We start from the raw sequence: 13,041 nt of genomic DNA, 5'->3' as shown, positions 1-13,041 counted from the left end.
TCTCATTTCGAGAATAAGAGGAATCCAATGAACGACATTACGATGCCAACTCTCTATGACCGCGTGCGTCAGGTCATCCCGCCGCCCGACTGGATGCTGTTCGAGGAAGACATCGAAGCGATCCTTGCGCTCAAGCGCGAACAAAACGCGGTGATTCTGGCGCATAACTACCAAACTCCCGAGATATTTCATGGGGTTGCCGACATTACGGGCGACAGCCTTGCACTGGCGCGCGAGGCCGTCGAAGTTGATGCCGATGTCATCGTTCTGGCCGGTGTGCACTTCATGGCCGAGACGGCAAAATTGCTGAACCCGGATAAAACCGTTCTGATCCCCGACATGGGTGCGGGCTGTTCGCTGGCCGAATCGATCACGACCCAGGACATTGCCTTGCTGCGTGAGGCACATCCAGATGTGCCGGTGATCACCTATATGAACACCTCGGCCGCGGTCAAGGCGGCTTCTGATATCTGCTGTACCTCCGGCAATGCCGTGAAAGTGGTGGAATCACTCGGCGTGCCAAAGGTGCTGATGATCCCCGACGAGTTTCTGGCGCGGAACGTGGCCAAGGAAACCGACGTGGAAATCATCGCCTGGCATGGCCATTGCGAGGTGCACGAGCTGTTCACGCCTGAAGACGTGCGCGCCATGCGCGAAGCCTATCCGGGCGTCACCGTTCTGGCGCATCCCGAATGCCCGCCCGACGTGGTGGCCGAAGCCGATTTCTCGGGCTCGACCGCCGTGATGTCGAATTTCGTGGCACACAGGAAACCGGCCCGCGTCTGCCTGCTGACCGAATGTTCGATGAGCGACAATGTCGCGGTCCGGCATCCGGATGTGGATTTCGTGCGGCCCTGCAACCTGTGCCCTCATATGAAGAAAATCTGCCTGCGCAACATCCGTGACGCACTTGAGCACAACCGCCACGAAGTCACGGTAGACCCTGCCATTGCCCACGATGCGCGCCGCTCGGTGGAGCGTATGCTGGACATCAAATGACCGGATTGGAGGAGCTGAAGGGGCGCCGCGCGATCATCGGCAGCGGCATCGCCGGGCTGGTGACCGCGCTGGAACTTGCGCCGCATCCGGTGGCGATTATCACCTGTGCCGCGCCGGGGAAAGAAAGCTCCAGCATCTGGGCGCAGGGAGGGATTGCCGCCGCCCTTGGCCCCGACGACAGTGTCGATCTGCATCTGGCCGATACGTTGGCGGCGGGCGCAGGCCTGTGTGACGCGCCGGTCGCCAAGGAGCTGCTTGCCGAGGCCGAACAGACCATCGCGGCCCTTGAACGGTTCGGCGTTACTTTTGATCGGGATGCGGCAGGGCAGTATGTGTTCGGCCTCGAGGCCGCCCATGCCCGCCGGCGCATTTTGCATGCCGCCAAAGACGGAACCGGGGCCAAAATCATCCGGGCGCTGCTGAACGCGGCGCAAAACTGCTCCTCCATCGCATTTCTGACCGGCGTCGAGGCCCGGCGCCTCCGCGTCCGGAACGGCGCGGTGTCGGGCGTACTGCTGCAGCAGGGCTCGCGGTTCGAAACATTGCCAACGTCGCGCGTGGTCATGGCGACGGGCGGTCTTGGCAGTCTGTTCGATGCCACCACCAACCCGCCGGGCAATTTCGGTCAGGGCGTGATGATGGCCGCCCGGGCAGGCGCGGAATTGGCCGACATGGAATTCGTCCAGTTCCACCCAACCGCGCTTGATGCACCACGTACACCGCTGGGACTCATCAGCGAGGCGGTTCGCGGCGAGGGCGCCATCCTAGTCGATGAACAGGGGCGCCGCTTCATGGCAGACATCCCTAGGGCCGAGCTTGCGCCGCGCGACGTCGTGGCCCGGGCCATACATGCCGAACGCGCAGAAAACCGGCGGGTCTTCCTTGACGCGCGCCCCGCACTTGGTGATCGGTTTGCAGACCGTTTTCCTGAAATTGACAAATTGTGCCGCTCTGCCGGGATCGACCCGGCGCGCCAACCCATCCCGGTACGCCCGGCGGCGCATTACTACATGGGCGGAATCGCCACCGATAAAACGGGGCGCAGCAGCCTTGCAGGGCTTTGGGCCGTCGGCGAATGCGCCGCAACGGGCCTGCGCGGCGCCAACCGCCTGGCCAGCAACTCCCTGCTCGAGGCGACCGTCATGGCGCGGCGCGCGGCTCGGGATCTTGCAGAGCATCCCATTCCACCGCTCGCCGATCCGGCCGATAACCCGCGCCCGGTGGCATCTCCCGATCTGACCCGGGTCCGTCCCACCGTGTCAAATACACTTGGCGTGGTTCGCGACGGCGCCGGGTTGACGCAGGCCATCCAGAACCTGTTGCCCATCGCCGAAGGCGACGGACCCGGCGCGGACCCGGCAATCGTCGCACTATGCATCGCCGTCTTTGCCCACTTGCGGAAGGAAACGCGCGGTGGTCACATGCGCACCGATTATCCGGGCCTTTCGGCCGAACCCAGCTCGCGCCGGCTGTGCCTCGACGACGTTCTCAAACTTGCGCGCACGCACGACGTTCAACCCCTACTTCAAAGTGCCTGACATGACGCATTTCTCCCTGTCCCGCATCATCATCGAACCCGCAGTACGCCGCGCCCTGAAAGAGGACCTTGGCCCTGCCGGGGACATTACGTCGGCGGCCGTAATCCCGGCCGGGCACCGCTCTGTCGTCACCGCCATTGCCCGCCAACCGGGCGTGATCGCCGGACTGGACTGTGCCGAGCTGGCCTGCGAACTGGTCGATCCCACGATCGCCGTGACACGCCATATCGCCGACGGTGACCCGGTGAAACCGGGCAACCGCATCGTCACGTTCGAAGGCCCGTCGCGAAACCTGCTGACGGCTGAGCGCACGGCACTTAACTTCATGGGCCACCTGTCGGGCATCGCCACCGCCACCGCAAATCTGGTGCGCGCAGTCGCCGGCACCCAGGCCGATATCGTGTGCACCCGCAAGACCACGCCGGGCCTGCGCGCGCTGGAAAAATACGCGGTGCGGGCCGGGGGTGGGTCGAACCATCGCTTTTCGCTCGCCGACGCGCTGCTGATCAAAGACAATCACGTGGCTATGGCCGGCGGCATCACACCGGCCCTGAGCCGTGCGCGGGCTGCTGCCGGTCACATGGTCAAGATCGAGATCGAAGTCGACACGCTGGAGCAACTGGCCGAAGTGCTGGAGGTCGGTGCAGACGTGGTGCTGCTGGACAATATGGATGCCGCCACATTGCGCCGCGCCGTTGAAATGGTGGACGGTCGCCTGATCACCGAAGCCTCCGGCGGGATCACCCCCCACACCGCCGCATCCATCGCCGAGACCGGCGTTGACCTGATTTCGCTTGGTTGGATTACACACAGTTCCGGTTCTCTGGACATCGGACTAGACTTCATATCCGAAATGCAAATGTAAAAAGGTTCAACGCAGCTGGTCACGGGATTGGCGAATACCCAAACGGTCCGTAACTGCCATTTAGCTCAATTGTCAGATGCTGCGCTGCGGCTCGTCAGACCGGACTTTCGCTGCGGGTCCCAAAACCTGAATACTGATGAACGCACGATTTGGAGGACGGAGCGCGCTTTCGCCGCGGCTGCTCCGATGACTGCTCTACGATCTGCTTAGAGCTGAGGACGCTTCGAAAGCAATGTCACAAAACCTGCTCCAATGATCGTGAGACCGGCCACCCTCGAAATCCCAACTTGGAGCTTCGGCGTACTGATGGCGTCCCCCGCTTTGCTCGCAAGAAGTGCGTAACCGGTGTCGACAAACATTCCAGTCAAAACGAACAACGCTATGAGGACTCCTGCCTGCGATACATACGGGAGGGTTGGGTCAATAAACTGAGGCACGAAGGCAGCAAAAAACAGAATCCCCTTGGGATTGAACAACATCACGAGAAAGCCATCCCGGAAGGACTGAAAAGGAGTCTCAGTGTCGTCCACGTCCGTCGCCGAGAGCACTTTCGGCTGTGTCATCAAAAGCTTAAAGCCAAGATAGAACAGGTACAGCGCACCCGCGATCTTGAGGGCCTTGAACGCCGAGGATGAGGCGAGCAAGAGAGCTGACACGCCCGCGAGCGCCAGAGTTGCGGCAACGGCACCACCTATTGCGATGCCAGCAATCATCGGCAGTGCAACCTTCCGTCCTTGAGCAACGGACTTTGAAATAATCAGCGCGATTGTCGGACCGGGAACGACCAAGAGTACAAAGGTAGCACTGAGGAAAAGGAGCAAAGTCGTCAATTGAGGCATTAAGTGGTCCAATCTGCACTTAGTGTTTCATGCAGTTTCGCACGCACCGCACCAGATTCCCAGCTCTGTCGAGAGAATGTGAACCGTCTGCCCTTGCGGTCGTTCACACACGTCGCAGCATTCTGCACATTGGGCTCAGATCGGACGTTGGCCGCTTTGCGGACTAGTCGGCGTTCGTGTTTGTGGCGCGAATGTCAGCTTTCCGAGCGGATCCTGGCTTGAAAGCAATTTGTCGAGCGCATGCAAGTGGCAACTTATGTGCCCCTAAAACCAGCGCCTGAAACCAAAAACCGCGAAATTCGCTTCTTCCTACTGGACAATGCTGCATTGCGGCATATCTTCATTCTGGGAGGTCAGATCAGCGACTCTAACATCTGACAAACCACGAGGCCCGAGTTCATGAGAACTGAAGCACTCCATGTTAGACCGGACATAAGACGATTATGGCAATCCGACAAATTCAATTTGATTGATTTTTTTAGCAGAACCGACCTGCAAACACGCCAACTCAGATTTTTTTCCGAAGTGAACGATGACTATGTCACAAGCTATGCCGAGGGTTTGGTGTCTTCGGATACCGTGGCTTACGGAGCCTTTGCCGATCAAGCGTTATGCGGCATTTCTGAAATGCGCATTCTTCCGGATAGTTCGCCTCGTAGTGCAGAAATCGCCTTGTTGGTCGAACCTGCTTGGCAAGAGAGAGGTATCGGCGATGCGCTGTTCGACCGCGTCCTCACGGCGGCACAAAACCGTAGTATCAGGACGATTTATATGCTCTGCCTGAAGGAAAACAAGCGCATGCTGCACCTGGCAAAAAAGTACGACGCAGTTCTGCATCTTGACACTGGCGCGGTGGAAGCAGAACTGACCCCGCCTGGGCCAACACCTATGTCCCTTTTCTATGAGATGTTCACCGAAACGCGCGGTTATCTGCATTTGATGTTTCGATAGCTTGCTAAGCAGAGACCTTGAGCCAAGCTGCGCATATCGACGCGGCTTCAGTTAGGCAATCGATTGACAAAACGGCCGTTCGTCCTTCGTGCAGCATTGGTCATTCTGGGCTCAGGACGGTCCATGGTGACAGCGCAGCATCCGGCTGACCTGCTCGTGTCACAAAGATGGGCACGGCCCAGGCTGCCGTTGGAGATGCCAACCGAAATTGCCGTGCCTCCGCCAAACCGGACCTTGAAGCATAGCGCCGAAATTTTTGGTTTAGAGCGACCATTTAACGGTGAAAAAGCCAATTCGCCGCACCGTCCACATTCTATTAGCATGCTCTCACTTTCATCCGCGTCATCGATCTCAAAATCGGAGACTTCTATTGAGTTCCAAATTAATCTCCCAACTGCCTTAAAGCGCCCATCGGTAATTTCAGACTGCACATTCTGACAGAGAAATTATTTTCCTGTTTCTTCCAAGGATTGACGTGCGACTTACGTCAAACGAACGTGATGCGGATGAATGCGAGTGAGACTGACCTGGCACTGGCTGCGGCGGGCGGTGATGCGGCGGCCTTTTCGGCGCTGCTGTCAAGCTGCTACGATGGTCTGTTTCGGCTGGCCTTCCGTCTGACCGGATCGCAGCATGACGCCGAAGACCTGACCCAGGATATCTGCGCTATGTTGCCCGCCAAGCTGAGGGGCTATCGCGGCGACGCGCAGTTTACGACATGGCTTTACCGGATCGCCGTAAACAGCGCGCATGACCGCCGCCGAAAACGCGCCAGCCAGGTCAGGGCGGCCGCGGGCTGGGGCGACTGGGAACGCAACCGGCAGGCGGCGAATTCGGAAACGGCGGCCCAGGTCGACTGGTTGATCACCGCCATGGCCAGCCTGCCCGACGATCTGCGCGACACGCTGGCGCTGGTGCTTGACGACATGACCCATCGCGAAGCGGCCGCCGTGCTGGAGGTTTCAGAAGGAACCGTCAGTTGGCGGATGTCCGAAGTCAGGAAGCATCTGCGCATCCTGCGCGAAACGGAGGATCAGACATGACCGATGATCTCGACGATCTGAAGCAGGCGTTGAAAGCAGCGACACCCGATCCCAACCCCGCCGCGAGGTCGGCGCATATGGCGCTGGCCCGGAAAAATTTTGCTGATCTCCAAGAAACTCCTAGCAGCACCCGTCCTATGTCCGATCGCCCCAGACGGGGTTTCTGGACAGGAGTCTTTGCCATGTTGAATTCGCTTACCACCCGCGCCGCGCTGACCGCCACGACCGCCTTTGTCGCCTTCGGCTTTGTCGTCGTGAATCTTTCGGAACTAGTGCCCCTCAGGTTCGCGGACGGCCCGTCACAAGCCCCGCAGGAGGTGCGGCAGGAGGAGTCCAACCTGCACAACCTGCCGGTTCAGCCAAAACCTGAAACACGCGTCCGATCCGACGAAAAGGCGCGTGCGCTGCCGGAGAGCGGCCTTTCAAGTGACGATCCCGAACAGGACAGCTATCAAACCAAGCAGGCCGCAGGGCTGGCGGCAGCACCGGTGTCCGAGTCGTTACAAAGGCGTGGCGCAGTTGGCGCTCTCATCGATTCTCCCCAGGTAATGCCCGTCGAAGACAACCTCGAGAGTTTCGCGAACGAGGCACCCAACCGTCTGAAAGTCACCTCAGAAAACCCAGTGTCGACCTTCTCGATCGATGTCGATACCGCCTCTTACGCGGTGATCCGCAATTCACTGATGAATGGCCGTCTGCCCGACCCCGATGCGGTGCGTATCGAGGAGATGATCAACTATTTCCCTTACGACTATCCCGCCCCGGACGGCACCGCGTTTCAGCCAACCATATCGGTCAGCGCCACGCCCTGGAACCCGCATACCCGGCTGGTCCACATCGGCATTCAGGGCGCCCTGCCCGATGCTGGCAAACGTCCGCCACTGAACCTCGTGTTCCTGATCGACACCTCCGGGTCGATGAACCAGCCCAACAAGCTGCCGCTGCTCAAGCAGTCCTTCCGCCTGATGCTGGGCCAGCTGCGCCCCGAGGATCAGGTATCGATCGTCACCTATGCGGGCAGCGCCGGGCAGGTTCTGGCGCCGACAGCCGCGTCGGAGCGTGCGGTCATCCTGAACGCGCTTGACCAGCTCGGCGCGGGCGGATCAACCGCCGGGCAGGCAGGGCTGCAGCAGGCCTACGCCGCCGCAGTCGCGATGCGTGAAGAGGGCGAGGTGACCCGCGTGATCCTGGCAACGGATGGCGATTTCAACGTCGGCATTTCCGATCCCGAGGCGCTGAAAACCTATATTGCGCAGAAGCGGGACAGCGGCATCTACCTGTCTGTTCTCGGCTTCGGACGCGGCAATCTACAGGATGCGACGATGCAGGCGCTGGCTCAGAACGGCAATGGGCAAGCGGCCTATATCGACACCCTGTCCGAAGCGCAGAAGGTTCTGGTGGATCAGCTCACCGGCGCACTGTTCCCGATCGCTGACGACGTGAAAATCCAAGTCGAATTCAACCCCGCGCAGATCGCCGAATACCGATTTATCGGCTATGAAACCCGCGCGTTGCGCCGCGAGGATTTCAACAATGATGCCGTCGATGCGGGCGATATCGGTGTCGGCCACACCGTAACGGCCCTCTACGAGGTCACGCCTGTGGGCTCTCCGGCGCAACTCAACCCACCGCTGCGCTATCAGCCCGCCACCGCGGATGAAGGCGGCGAAGAGCTGGGTTTTCTCGCGTTGCGCTACAAGGCGCCCGGCGCGGCGACCAGCCAGCTGATCGAAACGCCAATCACCGCGGATATGCCGCCGCTGCCAGATGCGGGCTTCGCGACTGCAATTGCAGGGTTCGGACAGCTATTGCGAAGCAGCGATTACGTGAGTGGCTGGAGCTTCGAGGACGCTATTGCGCTGGCAACTGAAACCAAGGGCAACGACACCTTCGGATACCGCGCGGAAGCAATCCAGCTAATGCGTTTAGCTGCTAGTCTTTCCGGAAACTAGTGATTGGTCAGCGCGAAAGGGCATATCTAACGGCCGATTTTGTTGAAAAAGTCCTCGCAGCACTTAGCGCCCTTAAACATGCGGAACGTTGGTCTAAATCGACCTGCCAGCTGCTAGATTTCGGGGTGTTTTTAGAAATTTTCAGAAAATCTTCCCACGAAATTTGCTCATCAGACGTGGTTGTAGAGTTTTTCAACAAAATCGGCCCTTACCTCATTCACAAACAATCACTCCTCCGCAGCGCAGCGCCACCAAATCGACCGTTTAGCCCAACTGCGGCATGTGCGATGAGGTGAATTTCAACAGTGCGCAAAAAGCGCCAGTTCGCGGCAGTTGCCCAAAGCGCGCTTCTGGAAAACGAACCCGCCCAAAATCGGTCGTTTTAGCCGGTGACAGAATCGGTAGAGTTTTGGGACAACTTACCTTGCTCGATCTAATCGACTGCTCCAGATTTTTGCAGAACCATGAATGTCATCATACCAAGCGGAGGAAGAGGCCCTTGTTCTTCGACCGCCAGTGACGGTTCTTGCAAAATCGTTTCCAGTTCGAAATCCGAGTGCCACCCAAGAATATTGGCAAAAGGAGCTGCGATGTGTTCCAGGAACGCCAGAAACCCACGTTTTCGCACAAAGTGGTTTGTGATCACCACGCGCCCTTTGGGTTTCAGCACCCGCGCGATTTCCGCCATTACCTTTTCTGGCTCCGGAACGACAGACAGCACATGCATGGCTGCAATCGTGTCAAAGCTGGCATCGCAGAAATCCAGTGCGCGGGCATCCATCTGGCGTAGTTCGGTTACGTGCTTGAGGTTCAATTGCTGAACCTTGGCCTGGGCTTTAGCCAGCATGTCGGTGCTGAAGTCAATTCCAGTGACTTGAAGATCAGACTTGTAATGCGGCAAAGAAAGGCCGGTTCCCACACCGACCTCAAGCACAGTGCCTTGCAATCCGTTTATATATCGAACGGCCCGACGTCGGCCGACATTGGTGACAGCGCCGAAGGTCTTGTCATAGACCGGGGCCCAGCGGGCATATGAGGTCTGAACAGCTTCGATTTCCAAGCTATTTTTCCTTCCATTACGTGTCAGGTGATGCCGCAAAACGGCTCCAAATGACCATTGCTACATAGCCAAACGAGAAGATCACGAGAGTGATCCAAGCGTAGGTCAGCAATGTGGCACCAATCAAAGCGAAGCCAAGCAGAAAATACTTGATGTTCATGCGTGAAACCCGGACCCGTTTGGGAGACCATGTCGGGATACGGCTGATCATTGCCATGCCGACCAAAACCATATGCCCGCAAATCAGAACATCGGGCAGAATCGGCTGATTTGAGAATGCAAAGGAAACAGACATAGGCAAAAGAACCAAGATTGCGCCTGCCGGTGCCGGGACACCGACAAAGAAGTCGTGAGGAGGCTGAACGTCCCCGTCGGCCTTGTTGCTCACGTTGAACCGCGCCAGCCGCAGGACACAGCAGATCGCAAAGAGCAACACGCATAGCCACGCCGCGCTGCGCATGTCCTGCAGAGCCCATAGATAGATCACTAGCGGAGGGGCGACACCAAAGTTCACAAAGTCCGCGAGCGAATCCAGCTCGGCCCCCATTTTGCTGTCGCCTCCCAGGAGCCGTGCGATCCTTCCATCCAAGCCGTCGAGAATGCAGGCCGCCACGATCAACAGCACCGCTATTTCATAGTCATCCTGCACACCAAAGCGGATCGCCGACAACCCTGCGCAGATCGCCGCAACGGTCAGCATATTCGGGATTAGCTGAACCAGTGCGAGGTCAGTGACGGATTTGCCGTTATTTAGGGGCATCGGCTCTTTTCGTCCCAGCCATGTTGAGTTCTGCCAGCACCGTTTCGCCCGCCACCATGGTCTGCCCGATAGACACGAGAGGGGAGACATCAGGGGGCAGATACACGTCAAGGCGTGAGCCGAAGCGGATTAAGCCAAACCGCTCACCGGTGCTCAACTGGTCGCCAGGTTTCACAAAACAGACAATGCGACGGGCTACCAAGCCCGCAATCTGGACAACTGCTAGCTCTTGTTCGTTCGCAAGCCGCAGACACAGGCCATTGCGTTCGTTGTCAGTGCTGGCTTTGTCCAGTGACGCATTGAAGAATTTTCCTGGGCGATAGGCGACCGATGTGATTTCACCCGCAATCGGGCTTCGGTTTACATGGCAATTAAAGACGCTCATGAACACGCTAATGCGCGTCAGCGGTGTGTCTGCCATACCCAATTCTGACGGCGGAACAGCCGGTTCGATCAGTGACACGATACCGTCTGCCGGGCTCAAGACCACATCGGACCTTGTGGGACTGACACGATGAGGATCGCGAAAGAAGTAGTAACACCAGATCGTAAGTCCGACGCCGATCCAGCCGAGGATGGATGAAATCACGAAAAGACCAACAGTTACAGCTGCAAAGATCGCAACGAACTTGTTGCCCTCAGGGTGCATCGGCTTGATGAATGTCGAAAGCAAGTTCAATGCAATTTCCCTCAATGCTGCCAACCAATTGTCATAGTGGCATTAGAGGTAAGTGCAATTGAAATTCATCGGGGTATGTTCCCCGGACGCTTAAATTGCCTTGGCGATTGCGTTGCCAAGCAGATTTGGACAAAAACCCTTTGCAAGACCCCTTTGGTTTTGTCATGTTTTTTGGCCGCGCTCTGAAGAGCGGACATTGGTGCGATGCGCAGCATCGGTCAAATTGGGCTCACTTGGTCGATTTCCGCGATGCCATGAATTCGCTCAAACCCTCTTCGACTGGCAGTTACCATCGGCCCATACCAGACACTCAGCACCTCTCTCATATGCTGCGGTCGCAGCCCGCATTGCTGCCATTCGCTGCAAGCGCAAATCTGGGTTTTCTCGAACTCACAGATCGCGGGACAATGCTGCCTATCGGCTTCTGCGACTCTAGGTCCGCTTTGTGTGCTTCACGAGCGTCCCAAACAATGATTTTTGCTGAAGTTGCAAGAGCGATATCAGAGGTGTTACGAAATGAAATGCCGAGAACCATCGGCGAAACTGTTGGCCAAACGCAATAAAGCAAATCATGACCATTTTTGACTCGCGTCACGTTCGTGCCCTGCCCGCAGTCCGATTGCATTGTTGTGCGGGCAGCGCGCTGGATAGCGCAGGCTTGATTTTTGCAGTTCGAATACGTATATATTAAGATATATATACATTGGGGTGTATATCGTGGCGAAAAAACGTGTAGTAAAAACAGCGCCGGGTTTCGAAGAAGACGTTCTAAGCAGCATGCAATCGCTGTCTCTGGATGCGAAGCAAAACACGGTTGTGGCATATGAGACTTTGTGGCGGACAGACCCACCGTTGCAAAATCGTCGTGGTCTTTTGGGTTCTCGATACGAGGTGTTCGCACTAGAAATTGAGAAAAGCCCTGACATTCGATTTGTCGTTTCGATTGACCATTCGGACAGAGAAACGATTCTCACTATACTGCACGGGGTCCTGCCAGCGCTGAACATCAATAGTGCAGCAGGCACCCTGGTTGCGCGGCACCTCAAGGCAACGCATCTAGCCTGGGAGACGTAACATGACTGACCTTACCAAGGCCCTCGCTGCAAGCGATCCTGAATTCGCCAGGGCTATAGAAGACAACAAGCGGAAGCGAAAGCTTGCGGTAGCACTCAGGTCGCTGCGCCACGCCGCACATCTGACACAAGTGGAAGTCGCCGAGAGATCCGGGCTGAAGCAATCCCACATCTCCAAGCTCGAAGCCGCGACGGGCGCGATGCCCACGATCGAGACGCTGCTAAAATACGCCGCGGCTTGTAATGCGGAACTCAGCCTGGACTTCAACCTTGCGCCGGATGATGACACGGATGTTCTGGACGTCTCGGTGGGGCCTGTGGCAGCAAGAGTTGCGCTGGATATTCCTCTGCCTGACCTCGAGAAAGACGTGGAATCCGCTTCGACGTTACGGGTTGTAAAGGGGTCTCTGAACACTACCAGAGTCGGACGTGTGCCGCTCGCTCAGTTGAGCGTAGACCAAATCCGGGCGGTAGAGCGAGGCGAAAAAGTGGAAATCAAGAGCGACGAAGTGATCGAGACTGTCTTGGACGTTTTCGACTTCCACGTTTTGCTGACGTGAACGAACTATGGCTACGGTTCTCGATATTCTGACTTTTCTGGGGATTGCTATCCTTTCAGTGCCAACCCTTTCGCTGAACAAACGGAAAAAGAAGCTTCAGCAGGCAAGTGACATTCTTGAACGTGCGACGAAGCGGAACACTGATGACGCGTTCAATCAGCTAATTGAAGAAGTTCAGGAAGCTCGCGGAGCACTAGCCGGGCAATGGCGAAGGGTTGATGAGATCTGCCTGTTCGTTGGTTACTTCCTGCTGCTTGGCTCCTCTCTTTTGAGGGTTTTTGTTTGAAATGGGTGGCTTCTTGCTCGCTAAGAAAAGAAATTGTTTATCCATGTGACCAGTATTGCGCGGCGCTCATCTAAAAGGCAAATGGGCGCGGCGTTATCCTCGTCCATAAGCATTCGAATATGGCGCACGATCCTGCGCGCGATTCCAGGATTGATTTCTTTCTCGTCTTGTTTGAGAACGAAGGACGAAATCCGAACAGGTTCGTGACCTTCCTTGTAGTAGATGACAAGACGTTCCGTGGGCTTGCGATCCTCAGACACGATGTCAACCAGCCATCCCTGCTCTGTAGCCAACGTTTTCAACCCCCTCTTGAAATCAATTGTTTTCTTTGGATGCATTGCCAGTGCCTCCTGAACTGTTTCTTAGTATTAAGTGTATTGTAGTACACAATAGATAATTTTACACTTGTGTATCTATTGTCAATACTGAAAGGGGG

Annotated in this window: 14 protein-coding genes; 9 read left to right on the top strand and 5 right to left on the bottom strand. The window is 57.0% G+C overall.

Annotation, left to right across the window (positions count from 1 at the left end):
- Positions 1-27: 27 nt before the first annotated feature.
- The 3 genes from nadA to nadC are packed head-to-tail and all read left to right on the top strand — an operon-like array spanning position 28 to position 3,402.
- On the top strand, positions 28-999 hold the full coding sequence (nadA, locus tag AAFO92_RS16055; RefSeq protein WP_347536764.1) for a quinolinate synthase NadA: 972 nt from the start codon (positions 28-30) through the stop codon (positions 997-999).
- Positions 996-2,537, top strand: a complete 1,542-nt coding sequence (locus AAFO92_RS16050) for an L-aspartate oxidase (RefSeq protein ID WP_347536762.1) — start codon at positions 996-998, stop codon at positions 2,535-2,537. Before nadA ends, AAFO92_RS16050 begins: the two co-directional genes overlap by 4 nt.
- Before the next feature lies 1 nt (position 2,538).
- On the top strand, positions 2,539-3,402 hold the full coding sequence (gene nadC / locus AAFO92_RS16045) for a carboxylating nicotinate-nucleotide diphosphorylase (RefSeq protein WP_347536761.1): 864 nt from the start codon (positions 2,539-2,541) through the stop codon (positions 3,400-3,402).
- Positions 3,403-3,608: 206 nt separating this feature from the next.
- Here nadC and AAFO92_RS16040 read toward each other — a convergent pair whose 3' ends face one another.
- Entirely contained in the window at positions 3,609-4,241 is a 633-nt protein-coding gene (locus AAFO92_RS16040) for a LysE family translocator (RefSeq protein WP_347536759.1), read from the bottom strand.
- A gap of 399 nt (positions 4,242-4,640) precedes the next feature.
- Between AAFO92_RS16040 and AAFO92_RS16035 the strand changes: the two genes are divergently transcribed.
- From AAFO92_RS16035 to AAFO92_RS16025, 3 genes are all read left to right on the top strand, one after another.
- Complete coding sequence (locus AAFO92_RS16035; protein WP_347536757.1) at positions 4,641-5,192, top strand: GNAT family N-acetyltransferase; 552 nt, start codon at positions 4,641-4,643, stop codon at positions 5,190-5,192.
- 506 nt (positions 5,193-5,698) lie between these two features.
- Complete coding sequence (locus AAFO92_RS16030) at positions 5,699-6,235, top strand: RNA polymerase sigma factor (RefSeq protein WP_347536755.1); 537 nt, start codon at positions 5,699-5,701, stop codon at positions 6,233-6,235.
- Positions 6,232-8,187, top strand: coding sequence for a VWA domain-containing protein (locus AAFO92_RS16025; RefSeq protein ID WP_347536753.1), 1,956 nt, complete (start codon positions 6,232-6,234; stop codon positions 8,185-8,187). The genes AAFO92_RS16030 and AAFO92_RS16025 overlap by 4 nt, the downstream gene beginning before the upstream one ends.
- Before the next feature lie 433 nt (positions 8,188-8,620).
- On the opposite strand, the gene AAFO92_RS16020 is transcribed toward AAFO92_RS16025, so the two are convergent.
- The 3 genes from AAFO92_RS16020 to AAFO92_RS16010 are packed head-to-tail and all read right to left on the bottom strand — an operon-like array spanning position 8,621 to position 10,686.
- Positions 8,621-9,247 carry a class I SAM-dependent methyltransferase gene (locus AAFO92_RS16020; protein ID WP_347536751.1) on the bottom strand — a complete coding sequence of 209 codons (627 nt, stop codon included), beginning with the start codon at positions 9,245-9,247 and terminating at the stop codon, positions 8,621-8,623.
- Positions 9,248-9,263: 16 nt separating this feature from the next.
- Positions 9,264-10,007, bottom strand: coding sequence for a CDP-diacylglycerol--serine O-phosphatidyltransferase (pssA, locus tag AAFO92_RS16015; protein ID WP_347536749.1), 744 nt, complete (start codon positions 10,005-10,007; stop codon positions 9,264-9,266).
- A complete protein-coding gene (locus tag AAFO92_RS16010) occupies positions 9,994-10,686 on the bottom strand; it encodes a phosphatidylserine decarboxylase (protein ID WP_347536747.1) in 693 nt (230 codons plus the stop codon). Before AAFO92_RS16010 ends, pssA begins: the two co-directional genes overlap by 14 nt.
- A gap of 717 nt (positions 10,687-11,403) precedes the next feature.
- On the opposite strand from AAFO92_RS16010, the gene AAFO92_RS16005 reads away from it, so the two are divergent.
- From AAFO92_RS16005 to AAFO92_RS15995, 3 genes are read left to right on the top strand one after another with little or no spacing between them, the layout of a single operon-like run.
- Positions 11,404-11,760: a hypothetical protein gene (locus AAFO92_RS16005; protein WP_347536745.1), complete on the top strand. Its 357-nt coding sequence runs from the start codon at positions 11,404-11,406 to the stop codon at positions 11,758-11,760.
- Between the two features lies 1 nt (position 11,761).
- Positions 11,762-12,319 (top strand): helix-turn-helix transcriptional regulator, encoded by a 558-nt coding sequence (locus tag AAFO92_RS16000; protein WP_347536743.1) that lies wholly within the window; start codon positions 11,762-11,764, stop codon positions 12,317-12,319.
- Between the two features lie 7 nt (positions 12,320-12,326).
- Positions 12,327-12,605: a hypothetical protein gene (locus AAFO92_RS15995; RefSeq protein WP_347536741.1), complete on the top strand. Its 279-nt coding sequence runs from the start codon at positions 12,327-12,329 to the stop codon at positions 12,603-12,605.
- 20 nt (positions 12,606-12,625) lie between these two features.
- Here the strand turns inward: AAFO92_RS15995 and AAFO92_RS15990 are convergent, their stop codons facing one another.
- Entirely contained in the window at positions 12,626-12,943 is a 318-nt protein-coding gene (locus AAFO92_RS15990; protein ID WP_347536739.1) for a hypothetical protein, read from the bottom strand.
- Between the last annotated feature and the right edge of the window lie 98 nt (positions 12,944-13,041).

The sequence above is a fragment of the Roseovarius sp. CAU 1744 genome (assembly GCF_039839345.1).
In the GTDB taxonomy this organism is placed as follows: Bacteria; Pseudomonadota; Alphaproteobacteria; order Rhodobacterales; family Rhodobacteraceae; genus Roseovarius.
This window is presented reverse-complemented; position numbering and strand designations above follow the sequence as displayed.